The organism is Nocardioides sp. Soil774 (assembly GCF_001428125.1).
In the GTDB taxonomy this organism is placed as follows: domain Bacteria; phylum Actinomycetota; class Actinomycetes; order Propionibacteriales; family Nocardioidaceae; genus Nocardioides.
Genome location: NZ_LMSM01000010.1, coordinates 254204 through 270893 on the forward strand (window position 1 = coordinate 254204; position 16690 = coordinate 270893).

The 16690-nt window shown below is 70.5% G+C and carries 15 protein-coding genes; 10 read left to right on the forward strand and 5 right to left on the reverse strand.

The genetic code is table 11. The features are described 5' to 3' along the window. Positions 1-3: 3 nt before the first annotated feature. From ASG76_RS16640 to ASG76_RS16650, 3 genes are all read right to left on the reverse strand, one after another. The gene (locus ASG76_RS16640; protein WP_082587619.1) at positions 4-420 is read right to left on the reverse strand and encodes a DUF1707 domain-containing protein; all 417 of its coding nucleotides are present in this window, start codon (positions 418-420) and stop codon (positions 4-6) included. Beyond that, positions 417-1073: a PadR family transcriptional regulator gene (locus ASG76_RS16645; protein ID WP_200948221.1), complete on the reverse strand. Its 657-nt coding sequence runs from the start codon at positions 1071-1073 to the stop codon at positions 417-419. Before ASG76_RS16645 ends, ASG76_RS16640 begins: the two co-directional genes overlap by 4 nt. 197 nt (positions 1074-1270) lie before the next feature. After that, positions 1271-2470, reverse strand: a complete 1200-nt coding sequence (locus ASG76_RS16650; RefSeq protein ID WP_056605951.1) for an LCP family protein — start codon at positions 2468-2470, stop codon at positions 1271-1273. Between the two features lie 25 nt (positions 2471-2495). Between ASG76_RS16650 and ASG76_RS16655 the strand changes: the two genes are divergently transcribed. The 10 genes from ASG76_RS16655 to ASG76_RS16700 all read left to right on the forward strand — a co-directional run bounded on the left by ASG76_RS16655 (position 2496) and on the right by ASG76_RS16700 (position 15148). Then, entirely contained in the window at positions 2496-2999 is a 504-nt protein-coding gene (locus tag ASG76_RS16655; RefSeq protein ID WP_056605953.1) for an acyl-CoA thioesterase, read from the forward strand. 8 nt (positions 3000-3007) lie between these two features. Continuing rightward, positions 3008-3619 (forward strand): GNAT family N-acetyltransferase, encoded by a 612-nt coding sequence (locus ASG76_RS16660; RefSeq protein ID WP_157559168.1) that lies wholly within the window; start codon positions 3008-3010, stop codon positions 3617-3619. 189 nt (positions 3620-3808) lie between these two features. Beyond that, positions 3809-5254, forward strand: coding sequence for an LCP family protein (locus ASG76_RS16665; RefSeq protein WP_235529692.1), 1446 nt, complete (start codon positions 3809-3811; stop codon positions 5252-5254). 31 nt (positions 5255-5285) lie between these two features. Then, entirely contained in the window at positions 5286-6215 is a 930-nt protein-coding gene (locus ASG76_RS16670; RefSeq protein WP_235529693.1) for a glycosyltransferase family 2 protein, read from the forward strand. Next, positions 6212-7129, forward strand: coding sequence for a glycosyltransferase (locus ASG76_RS16675; RefSeq protein ID WP_235529694.1), 918 nt, complete (start codon positions 6212-6214; stop codon positions 7127-7129). The genes ASG76_RS16670 and ASG76_RS16675 overlap by 4 nt, the downstream gene beginning before the upstream one ends. A gap of 36 nt (positions 7130-7165) precedes the next feature. Then, entirely contained in the window at positions 7166-8374 is a 1209-nt protein-coding gene (gene glf, locus ASG76_RS16680) for a UDP-galactopyranose mutase (RefSeq protein WP_056605964.1), read from the forward strand. Then, positions 8371-10398 carry a glycosyltransferase gene (locus ASG76_RS16685; protein WP_056605967.1) on the forward strand — a complete coding sequence of 676 codons (2028 nt, stop codon included), beginning with the start codon at positions 8371-8373 and terminating at the stop codon, positions 10396-10398. The genes glf and ASG76_RS16685 overlap by 4 nt, the downstream gene beginning before the upstream one ends. After that, positions 10395-11354, forward strand: a complete 960-nt coding sequence (locus tag ASG76_RS16690; protein ID WP_056605970.1) for an ABC transporter permease — start codon at positions 10395-10397, stop codon at positions 11352-11354. Before ASG76_RS16685 ends, ASG76_RS16690 begins: the two co-directional genes overlap by 4 nt. Beyond that, positions 11354-12160, forward strand: coding sequence for an ABC transporter ATP-binding protein (locus tag ASG76_RS16695; RefSeq protein WP_056605973.1), 807 nt, complete (start codon positions 11354-11356; stop codon positions 12158-12160). Before ASG76_RS16690 ends, ASG76_RS16695 begins: the two co-directional genes overlap by 1 nt. Before the next feature lie 252 nt (positions 12161-12412). Beyond that, complete coding sequence (locus tag ASG76_RS16700; protein WP_157559169.1) at positions 12413-15148, forward strand: FG-GAP-like repeat-containing protein; 2736 nt, start codon at positions 12413-12415, stop codon at positions 15146-15148. Positions 15149-15179: 31 nt separating this feature from the next. Here the strand turns inward: ASG76_RS16700 and ASG76_RS16705 are convergent, their stop codons facing one another. Next, positions 15180-15911 (reverse strand): TIGR03089 family protein, encoded by a 732-nt coding sequence (locus ASG76_RS16705; protein ID WP_235529695.1) that lies wholly within the window; start codon positions 15909-15911, stop codon positions 15180-15182. A gap of 18 nt (positions 15912-15929) precedes the next feature. Continuing rightward, positions 15930-16667, reverse strand: a complete 738-nt coding sequence (locus tag ASG76_RS16710; RefSeq protein WP_056605979.1) for a DUF3105 domain-containing protein — start codon at positions 16665-16667, stop codon at positions 15930-15932. Positions 16668-16690 lie beyond the last annotated feature (23 nt).

The following is a 16690-nucleotide window of genomic DNA, read 5'->3' on the forward strand; positions in this document are numbered from 1 at the left end:
CCGCTAGAAGCCGTGCGACCCCCGGGGTCGGCGGTAGTCGGAGCGACCGTGGGCGGGCATGCACGCAGCGCCCCGACCGCGGCGCAGGAACAGGATCGGGAAGATCAGCAGCCACAGGGGCGCGTGGAGCAGCACGCTGAGCACGACCAGCACCGCGAGGACGGGCAGCAGCGGGATCCGCCCCCGGGCCGTCCGCGCCGACCTGCCCGCCGGCACGGCCGGACGCACCTGGTCGGGCCGGGGCAGGTCGCTGAAGAGCACGGCGAGGTCCGCGCGCGTGCGAGCGGTCCAGATGGCGTCGAGGCGCTCGTCGTACTCCTCGTGGTCGAGCCTGCCGTCGGCGTAGTGCCCGGCGAGGTCGGCCATCGCCCGCTCGCGGTCGGCGTCGGAGATCCGCAACCGGGGGTCGGGCACGCTCATCGCTCCGCGTCCCGTCCGTCGGCGAGGATCCCGTAGAGGCGGCGGCGGGTGTCGACCAGCACGTCGAGCGCGGCCTTCTTCTGCGCCTCCGAGCCCTGGGTCGCCAGCTGCCAGACCGCGCTGACGACCTGGCCGATCTCGCTCTTGATGTCGGCCTGCCCCGACGGCTGGTCGGCGGCCGGGCGCTCGGCGCGGACGAACGGCGCCCAGACCGAGGCGAGCTCGTCGGTGTTGGCCTCCACCCACTCGACGCCGGCGTCGGTCAGCCGGACCGTGCGGCGCCCACGCTCGTCGTCGGCCTCCACGAGCCCCTCGTCCTGCAGCTGCTGGATGGTGGGGTAGACCGAGCCCGGGGAGGGGCGCCACTCGCCGTTGCTGAGCTCGGCGATCTCCTGGATCACCTGGTAGCCGTTGATCGGCTCGCCCGCGGTGCGCGCGCGGTGCAGCACGTCGATGATCGCCATCCGCACGTCGCCGCGGCGCACGCGCGGGCTGCGCTGCTGCGGACGCTGCGGGGCGGTGGCGAAGCCGAAGATCTCGCTCAGCCACGGCGGCGGGCCGCTGGGCCGGCGGCTCCAGCCCGGCCCGCGGTCGCGTGCGCTGTCGTCGCGGTCGTTGCCGGGCCAGTCGGCCCCGGGCCAGTGGTGTCCCATGTCGTGCTCCCTCGCGTCTCGGGGTGACGGGTCGGTGAGTGTCGCTGACCTATCACGATATATCGCGAGCGTACGCCGACGACGGGGTCGGGACAAGGCACATCCTGGGGACGTCGCAGCGGTGCGTGAGGCGGGCTCCGGACCGTCGGAACCCGCCTCACGCACCGCTCGGGCGCCGGCGAGCGGCGTACGACGAGCTAGCGGGCGCGGCCGGTCGGCGTGCAGGCCTTCTTGGGCACCGCGGAGTCGGAGATGATCGCGTCGAACAGCGCGGGCGCGCGGTCGGGGTCGGCGATGATCCGGTTGGGGTCGCTGGGCGCGGAGAGGTTGGGCATCGTGCAGGTCTGGCTCTCGCCGGTCATGGCGAGCGCGAAGCGGCCCAGGTCGACGGGGTTCATCCCCTCGTCGACGCGGATCGCGCCCGACGCGGCAGCGTTGATGTTCCAGTAGCGCACCGGGTTGACGAAGGTCCACGGCGAGAGGGCCTCGTCGCCGAGGGCGCTGATCACCTCGCGCTGGCGCGCGACGCGGTCGAGGTCGCTCAGGGCGGTGACGTGGCGCGAGCGGGAGTAGGCCAGCGCGGTGAGGCCGTCGACCTCCTGGCAGCCCTTCTTGATGTCGAGGCGCGCGAGGGGGTCCTTCATGTCCTGCTTCGGGCAGATCTCGACGCCCCCGAACGCGTCGACGGTGTTGATCACGCTGCCGAAGCCGAGCTCGACGTAGTGGTCGATGTGGATGCCGGTGAGCTGCTCAACGCTGGCGACCAGCAGGGGCGGGCCGTCGATGGCGAAGGCGGCGTTGATCATCTGGTTGCCGTGCCCGGGCACGTCGGTGAGCGTGTCGCGCGGGATCGACATCATCGTGCGACCGCCCGAGCCGGTGTGCAGCACGATGATCGTGTCGGTGTTGGTGCCGCCTCGCGGTCCCGTCTTGAGCGCCTTGCGCTGCTCGTCGCTGAGGTCGTCGGCCTTGTCGGAGCCCACGATCAGGTAGTTGGTGCCGGGCTGGTCGTCGGGGCGCTTGCCCGACGGCTCGGCGTCGACCTTGTCGATCGTGGTCCAGTGGTAGAGCGGGACGCCGACGAGGTAGACGAGCAGGAGCAGCAGCACCAGCGGGATCAGCCCGAGGCGCGGGCGGAACCGGCGGCGCGGCTTCTTCGGCTTCGGCGGCGGGGCGGCGGCCGCGGTGCGCGTGCCGCCGGGCGGCTGACCGCCCGACCCGCGTGCCTCGCGCCGCGCGACCGGCATGACGCGGGTCTCGTCGGCGCGCTGGCCGCCCTGGGCGGGCACCTGCTGGGTGGCGTCGGAGGGCGGGGCCTGCGCCTTGCCGCCGTAGAGCCAGTCGTACTCGGGAGTTCCCTTCTCGGGCACCCCGGAGCCCTGCGGACGTTCAGCCATGAGACGGGACGCTACCGTGCCGGACATGACGGAGAGTGCACCGCGACCCACGTCGTACAGCCGGGTCAGCCTCGGCATCATGGCCCACTCCAGCGAGGCCAACCTCCTCGGCAACGTGCACGGCGGCGAGATCATGAAGCTCGCCGACTCCACGGCGGGGGCCGTCGCGCACCGGCACAGCGGAGGACCGGCCGTCACCGCGGCGATGGACGAGATGACCTTCCTGGCCCCGGTCCACGTCGGCGACATCATCAAGACCTATGCCCAGGTCAACTGGGCGGGCACCTCCTCGATGGAGATCGGCGTGCGGGTGGAGGCCCAGCCGTGGGGCAACGCGGGCGACGAGCCGGTGCACGTCGCGAGCGCCTACTTCGTCTTCGTGGCCATCGACGACGAGGGCCGCCCGCGCCGGGTGCCGCCGCTGGAGACCGAGACGCCCGGCGACGTACGCCGTCAGCGCGAGGCGGAGATCCGCAGGTCCCACCGGCTGGCTCGCAAGGCCGAGATCGACGAGGGCCGCGAGGGGTGAGGGACTGGGTGAGGGACTGGCGACACGTCCGCACCGCCCGCCTCCTGCTCGACCTGCCCGAGGAGCGCGACGCCGAGGCCCTGCTCGCCATCCACGCCGACCCGGCCTCGTGGCGGCACTTCCCGTCGGGCGTGGTCACCGACCCGGAGGCCGGTCGCACCATGGTCCGCGCCAGCGGGCGGCGCTTCGAGCGCGACGGGCTGGCGTACTGGTCGGTGCGCGAGCAGGTGGACGGCGCGGTGGTGGGCCGCGGCGGCTGCGCGGTGCCCGACGAGGCGATCGAGGCCGACGTGACCGGGCGCGGGTGGTGGAACCTCTACTACCGCTTCGACCAGCGCGTGCTCGGGCGCGGCTACGCCACCGAGATGGGGACAGCGGCCCTCGAGGCCGCGCGCGCCGTCGCGCCGCACCGACCGGTGCTGGCCTACCTCGTGGAGCACAACGTCGCCTCGCGCCGCACCGCGGAGCGGCTCGGGCTCCGGCTCGTGTGGCGCGGCCCGGACACCGACAACCCCGACCCCGACGTCGTACGCCTGGTCTTCCTCGACCGTGAGCCCGACGACGTCCTGGTCGCCGCGCTGGCCGTCGAGGGGATGCCGCCCGACGGTCTGGTGGGCTGACCTGCTGGCCCCGGCGCGTCGCGGGCCGCTGGGACAGGTGTGACTGGTGATACTGGGCGGGCTGACTTCCCCCAGCAGAGAGGCCCCCCGATGCCACCCGCAACACCCCCCGGGTCGCAGCAGACGCGGTTCACCACGCTCGACCGTGCGCAGCGCGTCCGGTTCCGACGCGCGGTGACGCTGATGCTGATGACGCTCGTGCTCCCCGGATCGGCCCAGCTGGTCTCGGGGAACCGCAGGGTGGGTCGCATCGCGCTGCGCACCTTCGTCGTCCTCGCGGTCGTGGCGCTGACCGCCGCGCTGGTGTCGTACGTCTGGCACGGGGTGGCCTTCTGGGCCGGCACCAACACCCTGCTGCTGCAGGTGCTCCGGCTGGGCCTGATGGCGCTCGCCGTGGGCTGGGCCTACCTCTTCGTCGACGCCTGGCGACTCGGTCAGCCGCTGACGCTGCAGCGCCAGCACCGTCTCGCGATCGTGGGCGTCAACGGCTTCCTCTGCTTCAGTGTCGCCGGCGCGCTGCTCTTCGGCGCGCACATGGTCGGCGTCCAGCGCGAGTTCATGATCTCGATGTTCGGCGAGGGGTCGGCCGTCGGCGCCCACCACGGCCGCTACAACGTGCTGCTCATGGGCGGTGACTCGGGCGCCGGGCGCTGGGGGCTGCGCCCCGACTCGATGACGGTCGCGAGCATCGACGCCGAGACCGGCAAGACCGTGCTGATCTCGCTGCCGCGCAACATGCAGAACTTCCCGTTCCCCGAGGGATCGGCGATGCGCAAGCAGTTCCCCGACGGCTTCGACGTGGAGGGGATGTACCTCAACGGCCTCTCCACGTGGGCGCTCGACCACCCCGAGGTGTTCAAGGGCTCGAAGAACCCCGGCGTCGACGCCACCATCCAGGGCGTCGAGGGCATCACCGGCCTGAAGATGAACTACTGGGCGATGGTCAACCTCCAGGGCTTCAAGGACCTCGTCGACGCGGTCGGCGGCGTGGAGCTCAACGTGCGCCAGAAGATCCCGGTCGGCCTGCCGAGCGACTCCTTCTTCCACTACATCGAGCCGGGCCAGCGCACGCTCAACGGCGTCGACACGCTCTGGTTCGCCCGCGCCCGCTACGACTCCGACGACTACTCCCGCATGGCACGCCAGAAGTGCGTGATGGGCGCGATGCTGCAGCAGGTGAGCCCCCAGGTCGCCCTGCGCAACTTCGAGAAGATCGCCGGCGCGAGCTCGGCGATGGTCTCCACCGACGTGCCGCGCAGCGAGGTCGACCGGTTCGTCGACCTGGCCCTGAAGGCGAAGAGCCAGAAGATCGCGACGCTCTCGCTGGTGCCGCCGATGATCAACACCGCGCACCCCGACATCGCCCTGGTCCAGCAGAAGGTCGCTGCCGCCATCGCCAGGGCGGAGGGGCAGAAGCCGGCCACCGAGGCCCCGGCGGAGACGGCCGAGGCCGCCCCCGCGGAGGACTCCGGCGACGCCGCCACCGAGGCACCCGCGGCGGGCTCCGGTGGGGCGGCCACCCCCGTGGCGCCGGCCACCCCGACCACCCCGCCGGCCATCACCGGCGGTTCGCTCGGCTCGCTGTCCACGGGCTACGCCGCCAACCAGTCGGAGGACCTCGGCGCGGTTTGCTGAGCCTCCGCGCCCGCCCCCTACTGTGTACGCCGTGACCACCGGACCGCTGCCCCGCATCGTCGCGGTCGTGGTCACCTTCAACCGCCTCGCGCTGCTCGAGAAGCTCGTCGAGCGACTCGGTGAGATCGACGGCCTGGCCGAGGTGCTGGTGGTCGACAACGCCTCCTCCGACGGCACGGGGGAGTGGCTGGCGGCGCGCGGCCACACCGGCGAGGTCCCGCTCTCGGGACGCACGCTCACCACGAACCGCGGTGGTGCCGGCGGATTCCACGACGGCCTGGCCTGGGCGATCGACCGCGAGGCCGACCTCGTGTGGCTGATGGACGACGACGGCCTGCCCGACCACGACTGCCTCGACCGGCTGCTCGAGGAGACCGACAACCTCGACTTCTGGGGACCCCTCGTCGTCGACGAGGCCGACCCCGGCCGGCTGGTGTTCCCGATCCGGCTGCCCGGCGGCACCCGCGTGGTGCACGCCGTCGACGACGTACGCCGCGCCGCGAGGCACGACCGCATCGACGGGATCGTCATCCCGTTCAACGGCGTCCTGGTGACCAAGGAGCTCGTGGACCGCATCGGCCTGCCCCGCGAGGAGTTCTTCATCTGGGGCGACGACCACGAATACCGGCTGCGTGCGGAGGAGGCGGGCGCCCGCGTCGCCACCGTCGTGACCGCCACGGTGCGCCACCCGAGCGTGGGCAACCTGGGCACCCCGATGATGTTCGGCCGCACCACCTACAACGACTCGCCGAGCGACCTCAAGCACTACTGCATGGCACGCAACAACCTGGTCAACCTGCGCGACTACCGCGGCCCCCTCCACGCCTTCGCCTTCGTGGTGAAGACCGCGTGGTTCTACACCTTCACCCGGCCCAGCCTGTCGCGGTTGCGGCTCAGCGTCGGCGCCATGCGCGCCGGCATCGCCGGCGACTTCGAGGGCCACCGGAGGTTCTTGACGTGAGCGCGAGCGACGTGAGCGAGACCGTGGCGGTCGTGGTGGTCACCCACAACCGTGCCGACCTGCTCGCCCGGCTGCTCGACGGCCTGGCCGCGCAGACCCGCGCGGCCGACGCCGTCATCGTGGTCGACAACGCCAGCAGCGACCACACCGCCGACGTGCTGGCCGCGCGCACCGACCTGCCGCTGCAGGTGATCGAGCAGGACAACCTGGGTGGTGCCGGAGGGTTCCACCGCGGGGTGAGGGCGGCGTACGACCGGGGCTTCGACCGCGTGTGGCTGGTCGACGACGACGTCGTGCCTGCTCCCGCGTGCCTCGCCGCGCTCATGGCCGTCGACGAGGACTGCCTCATCGCCGTGCGCGAGGACCTCGCGGGCACGCTCGTGGAGAAGGCGGCCGTCGAGTTCGACCTGCGCAACCCGCTCGCGATCCGGCCCAAGCGCAGCACCGTCGACTCGACCTACGCCGACCGCGCCTCCATGCCGGAGCTGGTCGAGGTGCAGAACGTCGCGTTCGAGGGCTTCATGGCGCGGCGCGACGTCATCACCGAGATCGGCTTCCCCGACCCCGCGTTCTTCATCTTCTTCGACGACGCGGAGTACGCCGTGCGCGCCCGCCGTGCCGGACGGCGGATCTGGGCGGTGCGCGACGCGGTGCTCGTGCGGCAGCTGGAGTTCAACCAGCAGCACGACCTGGCCGGGTGGAAGGGCTTCTACATGTATCGCAACCTCTTCGTGGTGCACCTGCGCCACGGCGAGAACGCGCTCGTGCGGCTCAAGCCGTGGCTGATCACCCTGGTGGTCGTCCTGCTCAGCCCGCTGCGCGGCGGACGGGCCGAGGCCCGCAACGTGATCCGCGCCATGGCGTCGGCGCGGGGCATGCGGCGCCTGAGCGCCACCGCCCGCCCCCCTCGATAGACTCACCCAGCGTTTCTCAACCAAGGAGCTCATCCCTTGTCCCAGGGCACCACGCACGACACCGCACCGCTTCCCGACCTCGTCATCGTCGGCGCCGGACTGTTCGGCCTCACGATCGCCGAGCGCTGCGCCGAGGAGCTGGGTCTGCGCGTGCTGATCCTCGAGCGTCGCCACCACCTCGGCGGCAACGCGTACTCCGAGCGCAACCCGGAGACCGGCGTCGAGGTGCACAAGTACGGCGCCCACCTCTTCCACACCTCCAACGAGCGCGTGTGGGAGTACGCCAACCGCTTCACGTCGTTCACCGACTACAAGCACCGGGTGTTCGGCAAGTACCAGGGGCAGGTCTACTCCCTGCCGATGAACCTGGCGCTGATCAACCAGTTCTTCGGCAAGTCGCACACCCCCGACGAGGCCCGCGCGCTGATCGCCGAGCAGTCGAGCGAGATCGCCACCGAGGACGCCTCTAACCTGGAGGAGAAGGCGATCAGCCTGATCGGGCGCCCCCTCTACGAGGCGTTCATCAAGGGCTACACGGCCAAGCAGTGGCAGACCGACCCCACCGAGCTCAGCGCCGACATCATCACCCGCCTCCCGGTCCGCTACACCTTCCAGAACGGCTGGTTCAGCGACACCTACGAGGGCCTGCCGGTCGAGGGCTACACCGCCTGGCTGACCAAGATGGCCGACCACCCGAACATCGAGGTGCGCCTCGAGACCGACTTCTTCGCAGTGGCCGATGCCTACAAGGGCAAGGTCCCGATCGTCTACACCGGTCCGGTGGACGAATACTTCGGCAACTCCGAGGGGCGCCTTTCGTGGCGCACGGTCGACCTGGAGGAGAGCGTCGTCGACACCGACGACTTCCAGGGCACCGGCGTGGTCAACTACAACGACCAGGACGTCCCCTTCACCCGCATCATCGAGTTCAAGCACTTCCACCCCGAGCGGGAGAAGACCCACCTGCCCGGCAAGAGCGTGATCGTCCACGAGTACAGCCGCTTCGCGGAGGAGGGCGACGAGCCCTACTACCCGGTGAACACCGCCGACGACCGCGCCAAGCTGCTGAAGTACCGCGAGCTGGCCAAGGCCGAGCCGATGGTGCTCTTCGGCGGTCGCCTGGGCACCTACAAGTACCTCGACATGCACATGGCCATCGGGTCGGCGCTGTCGATGTACGACAACAAGCTCAAGCCGCACTTCACCGAGGGCGCGGAGCTGACCAGCGGAGGCATCGACGCATGAGCACCACCACCCCGACCGGCACCCAGACCGTGACGCGCCTGCTGCAGCGCCAGATCCTGCCGATCGACCGCGACACCGACGTCTTCGCGCTCTACGTCGACCTCGAGGACGCCAAGCTCGACACCGACCGCCACGCGGTCGGCGGCGACAAGGCCGCCAAGGACCTCAACAACGCCGCGATCCGCCAGTCCACCTCGACGGGCAAGAAGCTGCACCCCGACCAGATCCAGTCCCGTACGGCGCTGCGGCTCACGCCGTCGCAGCTGCTGTCGTTCGGCACCTACTTCAACGCCTTCCCGGCCTCCTACTGGCGACGCCACACCATCGTCACCGAGGTCGAGCTCTCCGTCATGGTGACCGGCGCCGGCTCGTCGGTGACGGTCTACAAGTCGATGGCGCGCGGTCACGCCCAGCGCGTCGACTCCGCCACCGTCGAGGGTGACTCCGGGACCTTCACGTTCTCCCTGCCGCTGAAGCCGTTCGTCGACGGCGGGTGGTACTGGTACGACGTCGTCGCCGGCGACCACGGGGCCGTGGTCGAGGGTGCCGAGTGGACCGCCCAGGTCCCCGCCGACCGTGCCGAGCACGGCACCGTCGACGTGTGCATCACCACGATGCTGCCCGACATGAGCGCCCAGCTGCTCGGCCAGCTCGGCGCGGAGGCCGAGCTCCAGCCCTACCTCGACACCGTGATGGTGATGGACCAGGGCAAGGACAAGGTCACCGACAGCGAGTACTTCCCGGCCGCGAAGGCGGGCCTCGGCGACAAGCTGCGTGTGATCGTGCAGGGCAACCTCGGTGGCTCGGGCGGCTATGCCCGCGGCCAGCTCGAGAGCGTGCGCAAGGGCACCGCGACGTACGCCATGATGATGGACGACGACGTCGTGTGCGAGCCCGAGGGCATCATCCGCGCGGTCACCTTCGGTGACCTCGCCAAGCGTCCGACCATCGTCGGCGGCCACATGTTCAACCTGTTCAGCCGCGCCGAGCTGCACTCGTTCGGCGAGATCGTCCAGCCGTGGCGCTTCTGGTGGCAGACCCGGCTCGACGGATACAGCCAGTGGGACTTCGCGGCCCGCAACCTGCGCTCGGCGCGCTGGCTGCACAAGCGCGCCGACGTGGACTTCAACGGCTGGTTCATGTGCCTGATCCCGCGCGTGGTGCTCGAGGAGGTCGGGTTGTCGCTGCCGGTCTTCATCAAGTGGGACGACTCCGAGTTCGGCCTGCGCGCCAAGCAGGCCGGCTACCCGACCGTGTCGTTCCCGGGTGCCGCGGTCTGGCACGTGCCGTGGACCGACAAGAACGACGGTGTGGACTGGCAGTCCTACTTCCACCAGCGCAACCGGTTCATCGCGGCGCTGCTGCACTCGCCCTACGAGCGGGGCGGACGGATGGTGCGCGAGAGCTTCAACCACCAGATCAAGCACCTCGCGTCGCTGCAGTACTCCACCGCCGAGCTGCGGCATCTCGCGCTGGAGGACGTGCTCCGCGGTCCGCACGCGCTGCACGGCGAGCTGGCGACCAAGCTCGCCGACATCAACGCCTTCCGCAAGCAGTTCTCCGACGCCCAGCTCCACACCGACCGTGACGAGCTGCCGCAGGTGCGCCGCAAGAAGCCGCCGAAGAAGGGCAAGTCCGACATCGAGATCCCCGGGCGCAAGGCGACCCTGATCGCCGCCGCGCTGGCGCCGATCCGCCAGCTGCGACCGGTCCGCGAGATGTCCCAGCAGTTCCCCGAGACCGAGCTCCCGGCCATGGATGCCAGCTGGTACAACCTCGTGAAGTACGACTCGGCCGTGGTCTCGATGAACGACGGGTCGTCGGTCGCGCTCTACCAGCGCGACCCCGCCCACTACCGCGACCTGCTCAAGCGCACGATCGAGATCCACCGACGCTTCCACCGCGAGTGGCCCGAGCTGGCCCGCCAGTACCGCGAGGCGCTGGGGGAGATCACCTCGCCCGAGGCGTGGGAGAAGACCTTCGCGCCGTGGAGCGAGGACGCGACGCAACGGGAGGACGGGTGAGCCAGGCGGCCGGCCAGGCTGACTCGGTCGAGGTCCGCCACGACCTCGCCCACGTGCCCCTGGTGCCGCCGTCACGCACCTCGGGCGTGCTCGAGGTCTTCCGTCGTCGCTACCTGCTGCGGCTCATGGTGCGCCGCGAGATCCGCGCCCGCTACGCCGGTACGGCGTTCGGCCTGGCGTGGTCCTACATCAACCCGTTCACCCGGTTCCTGACGTTCTACTTCGTCTTCGGCCTGCTGCTCGGGCGCGGGTCGGGGATGCAGAACTTCGCGATCCACCTCTTCGCCGGCATGGTGCTGGTCAACTACTTCACCGAGTCGGTCACCGCCGGCACCCGGTCGCTCCTGTCCAACCGGGGCGTCATCGGCAAGATGGCGATGCCGCGCGAGATGTTCCCGGTGGCCTCGATGCTGGTCTCGCTGTGGCACGCCATCCCGCAGCTGGTCATCCTGGTCATCGCCTGCGTCGCCACCGGCTGGGTGGGCGACGGCCCGCTGTGGGTGCCGGACGCGGTCGGCATGGCCGCCGCGCTGCTGGGCTTCGCCCTGATCATGGTCTACGGCACGGCCTTCGGGTTGATGTTCTCGTGCGTCAACGTGATCTTCCGCGACTTCCAGCGCATCGTGCAGACCTTCATCAACATCATCCCGTTCACCGTGCCGATGATGTACCCCTACTACCTCATCGCCGACGGTGAGCGGATCCCGCTGAAGTACCACGACCTCTACGTCGCCAACCCGGTCGCCGAGGCCGTGATGCTCATCCAGCGCGGCTTCTGGATCCCCACCTGCGACGGCCCGTGCGTCGTGGACCCGCTCACCGGCGCGGAGCTGCCGGAGTTCGTCGGAGATCTCTACTCCCGCGGGCTGGTGATGCTCGTGATCGGGCTCGTCCTGCTGGCCGTGGGTCAGTTCGTCTTCTCGCGCCTCGAGAAGACCGTCCCGGAGCGCCTCTGATGACCACCACCGCCACGACGTCGATCGTCGTCGACAACGTCTCCAAGACGTTCCGCTACCAGGCGCACCCGACGCTCAAGAAGGTCCTGCAGGACAAGTTCCGCGGCAACTCGACCAGCCAGACCTTCCAGGCACTGTCGGGGGTCTCCTTCGAGGTCCAGCAAGGAGAGTCCATCGGGCTCATGGGCCTCAACGGCTCGGGCAAGTCCACCCTGCTCAAGCTCGTGAGCGGCGTGATGCGCCCCGACGAGGGCGAGGTGCTGACCCGCGGGCGCATCTCCGGTCTGATCGCCACGGGCGCCGGCTTCCACAACGAGCTGTCCGGCCGCGACAACATCTACATGAACGCCGCGATGCTCGGCATGACCAAGGACGAGACCGACGCCAAGTTCGACGACATCGCCGCCTTCGCCGACGTCGGCCGCTTCCTCGACACCCCCGTCGGCAACTACTCCTCGGGCATGTTCGCCCGCCTGGGCTTCTCGGTCGCGGTCCACGTCGACTGCGACATCTTCATCGCCGACGAGGTCCTGGCGGTGGGGGACCGGCCCTTCAAGCGCAAGTGCCTCAAGCGCATGAAGGAGATCCGCGAGTCCGGGATCACGATGTTCTACGTCAGCCACTCCGCCGGCTCGGTCAAGCGCATGTGTGACCGGGCGATCGTGCTGGAGAAGGGGCACGTGGGCTTCGACGGCGACGTCGACGAGGCCATCAAGTTCCTCCACTACGACGGCGACGACGACGAGCCCGACGGCGAGGAGAGCGACGAGGACGAGCGCGACGACGCGCTCGCCAGCGACATCTGAGCTGAGCGCTTCGACGTATCCGTAGAGCGGCGGTCCACCTTCATTCCCGGTGCGAGGAATGTGGCTGGACCACCGCTCTCGGTGTTTCAGTGGCTTTTCGGCCGAAGATCGGTCAGAATTACACCCATGTAACGGCGTGTCGAGTGGAAATTACACCGTTGTAGTTACTCAGAAACTCTTCCGTGACTGGTGTGACTGGTGTGAAACTCCTGCCTTGTGTGACCTTCCCCCACACAGGAACAGAGATCTCCCATGCGTCCTCTCCAGGCTCGTCTCGTCACCTTGTGCCAGCAGGTGCTGGCCCTGGGTGTCGTGCTCGTCGTCCTCACGCCCGCCTCCGGCGTGGTCTCCCTCGACATCGTCGGGGAGCACCCGGGCCGTCAGCCCGCCAGCGCCGGCGCGGCCGCGCCGGCCGAGCTGGTCTCCGCCACGGTGCCGACCACGGCGGTCACGCCGGTCGTCACCGAGGTGCCGCTGACCGGCGCCAAGGGCGGCTTCGCGGGCCTCGCCGGGCGGACGATCGCTGGCGGCGCCACCGCCTCGCGCGTGGTGAGCAAGCCGCAGGCCGTCACCGGGTTCGCCGCGATCGGCGTGACCTGGCAGCACGGCGAGGACCTCGCCGAGGACCAGATCGCGGTGCGGGTGCGCACGCGCACCGGCGACACCTGGAGCGACTGGGAGGCGCTGGAGTACCACGACGACCACGGCCCCGACGCCGGCAGCGCCGAGGCGACCAACGCCCGCCCCGGCACCGAGCCCATGTTCGTCGGCGAGGTCGACGACGTGCAGGTGCAGGCGAGCACCGAGGGCGCGACCCTGCCCGACGACCTCTCGCTCGCGCTGGTCGACCCGGGCTCGGCGAGGACCAGCGAGACCGAGGCCCCGGCCGACAAGCCGTCGGCCGACGACCCGACCGCCTCCTACGAGCAGGACTACGCCGAGCAGGACGAGCAGCTGAAGTCCGACGGCATCAGCCTGCAGGCGGCGTACGCCAAGCAGACGGTCGCCCAGCCCACCATCTTCTCCCGCGCCCAGTGGGGCGCCGACGAGAGCATCCGCGACAAGAGCTCGCTGCGCTACGGCACGATCAGCGCCGGCTTCGTGCACCACACGGTCAACGCCAACGACTACACCGAGGCCCAGGTGCCGGCCATCATCCGCAGCATCTACGCCTACCACGTGAAGTCCCGCGGCTGGAGCGACATCGGCTACAACTTCCTCGTCGACCGGTTCGGCCGGATCTGGGAGGGGCGCTTCGGCGGCATCGACAAGCCCGTCGTCGGCGCCCACACCCTCAACTACAACGACTACGCCTTCGCGATGTCGGCCATCGGCAACTTCGACGTCGTGCAGCCGCCCGACGTGATGCTGCGCGCCTACGGCCAGCTCTTCGCCTGGAAGCTCTCGCTGCACGGGGTCGACCCCGCCTCGACGTCGCAGAAGGTCGGTCGCTCCACGATGGCGGCCATCAACGGCCACCGGGACAGCCCCACGGCCGCCACCGCCTGCCCGGGCAAGTACCTCTACGCCAAGCTGCCCGTCATCCGGCAGTACGCCAGCGCGGCGGCCCCGGCGGTCCCGCCGGTCCCGCCGGTCCAGCCGATCGAGGTCTCCGAGCCCGACCCGCAGAACAACCTCGACGCCTCGCCCTACCCCGACCTGGTCGTACGTCGCGCCAGCGACGGCCGCGGCATGGTGATCCCCACGGGCGGCCTCACCTCGTTCCAGAAGCGCAGCGTGGTGGGCAAGAAGGGCTGGGACCAGCGTGCCGACGTCCTGGTCTCGCCCGACCTCACCGGCGACTCCACGCCTGACCTGGTGACCGTCGACCGCTCGGGCAAGGTGCGCATCCGCGCCGGCCGGGGCGACGGCAAGTTCGGTGACACCGCGCGCACGATGTCGCTGCGCGGCTACTCCCTGATCACCGCGGTCGGCGACATCAACGGAGACGGCCGCAACGACCTGGTCGCGCGCTTCAAGGGCCGGCTCACCACCCTGCTGGCCACCGGCAAGGGCGGCTTCGACCGCAAGACGACCCGCAAGGGCTACGGCAACTACCGGCAGCTCGTCGGCGCCGGCGACGTCAACGGCGACGGCCGTGCCGACCTGCTGCTGCGCACCAAGAACCGCGTCTTCCTGCAGACCGGCTACGGCACCGGGCGCTTCGCGCCGCCGAGCCGTGTGGCGGGCAGCTGGAGCGGCTACAACCGCCTCGTGGCCGGCGACTTCAACGGCGACGGCCGTCCCGACCTGGTGGCACGTGACAGCGCCGGCAAGGTGGTCATGCTGCCCGGTCGCGGCGACGGGACGTACGGCGCCGCACTGGGCCCGGCGACCAACCTCAAGACGATGCGCTGGATCAGCGCCGCCAACCTCGTCGGGGGCTCGGGTGCCGACCTCATCGGCGTCTCGGGCCAGCAGCTGGTCGTCGTGGCCAACCGCGACACCTTCGAGCTCGGGGCCCCCGTCGACACCGGTGTGTCGTTCGCCGGCATGGACCTGCTCCTCAACGCCGGCGACGTCGACCGCGACGGCTTCGGCGACGTGCTCGCCCGCGACACCGCCGGTCAGCTCTGGATCTTCAGCGGCAACGGCACCGGCGCCCTGGCCCAGCCCCGGCTGGTCGGCGGCGGTTGGGGCGGCATCGCCGGCCTCGAGGCCGTCGGCGACGTCACCGGCGACGGCCTGCCGGACCTGATGGGCACCCCGGCCGGCGGACGCCTCTCGGTGTGGCGGGGCAACGGCACGCACTTCACCGCCCCCGTCCCGGTGGCCGGCCAGGTGCCGACCCGGGCCGGGCTGCCGTCCGACCTCTCGGTCTACGACTGGGTGATCGAGGTCCAGGCGGTCACGCTGAAGGGTGCGGGCGACTACATCGTGCGCGACCGTGCCAGCGGCGTGGCCTACGTCTTCCCGGGCCGTAGGTCCGGCGTCTCGCGACCGCGCCTGCTGGGCGAGGGGTTGGGGGGCTTCGACCTGGCCGGCTGACGGCACAGGCGGATGCAGTGGGACAGCGCGATCAGGCCCGCGCGGTCGCCCGCTCGGCGTCGTGGACGTCGTCGAGGCGAGCGGGGTCGGGGTTGCGCACGAGGACCAGCGAGCCTCCTCGTCTGAGGGGCTCGGTGAAGGTGGCCGTTCCTGGTGGGGAAGCCGGGTCGGCCACCGACAGAAGACGGCCGCCGTCGGTGAGAGAGCTCCCGACGGCGGCCGTCAGGTCGTCCGGCTGTCGGCCGGCGGCGAAGAGCTCGCCCTGGGTCAGGGTGTCGGTGGCGGCGTCGTCCGCGGTGGGCGGGTCCCACGCCACGAAGCCGTCGGGCTGGCCCCAGATCTCCACGCCGACGTCCAGGACGCCACCGGGCAGCGGGTCGGTGAACCGGGTGCCGAGCGGGCGCAGGCTGCAGGCGAGCACAGGCATCTGTGCAGCACGCGGGGCCCAGGTGTCCAGCGAGTCCGGGCCGCACACCACCGCGTCGGGGTCGTCCGAGGTCGTCACCCGCAGGCCCACCGTCCAGGCAGCACCGAGGAAGACCGTCGAGAGCCAGTGCGGTGGCAGGTCGATGCGCAGCGACATGCCGCGCTCGAGGTCGACTCCGTCGGTCAGGAGACCGGCGGCCTTGGCCACCCAGTTGGCGTACGTCGTCACCGACAGCTCGACGCGCTCGTCGGTGGCGTGGTCGTAGAAGGTGACCAGCGGGCGCCCGGGGTCACGCCGGAGCTGCGCGGCGAGCACGTCGGCGAAGGTGTCCATCATGACCGGACCGACGCCGGCTCAGACCGCGTTGGGCTCGGGGGAGTCCATGTAGGGGTACTCCTCCATGAAGGTCTCCAGCGCGGCACCACTCACGTCGGAGCAGTACTGCCAGACGCCGACCTGCTTCTCCGGGTCGGTCTCGCCGGCGCCGCCGACGGACCAGTGGGTGAAGGCGACGTGCTGGCCCTTCGGGAACGCCTTGCCGTCCTTGGAGGTCCACGGCACGGCCTTGAACTTGTCGCGGTAGTTGGTGGTGCCCTGGAGCTTGGAGGCGATGCCGCGCAGCTCGTCCATCTTGTCGCCGTCATCGGCGATGGTCTCGTCGTACCACAGGATCGTGAAGCCGTGCTCGAGGTTGTGCACCAGCTCGCCGAGGTCGGGACGGTCGGAGGCCATGTAGAGCTTGCGGTCCATCGAGTCCCACATGTTCCAGTGCTGGCCGAAGGCGGGGGGCGCGTCCGGGTAGCTCATGGGGGTGCCGACGTCGACGTGGTCCTGGTTGCCCGTGGCCTTCTTGGTCGTCACCTTCTGGCACGCCGACGCCTTGGCGCCGATCTCGGAGAGGGAGTCCGAGGAGTAGGCACGCAGGTCGTACCAGTCCTTGACCGGCTTGTAGGCGGCCGCAGCGATGATCACGACGGCGACGAGCACGCACACGCCGATGATCGCCATGCCGCGCCGGTTCTCGGAGCGCGACTGCTGGGAGCGGATGGAGTCGATGACCGCCTGACGGTCGGTCTTTGCCTGCTTGGCCACGGTGCTCGGTGTCTCTCGGTCGG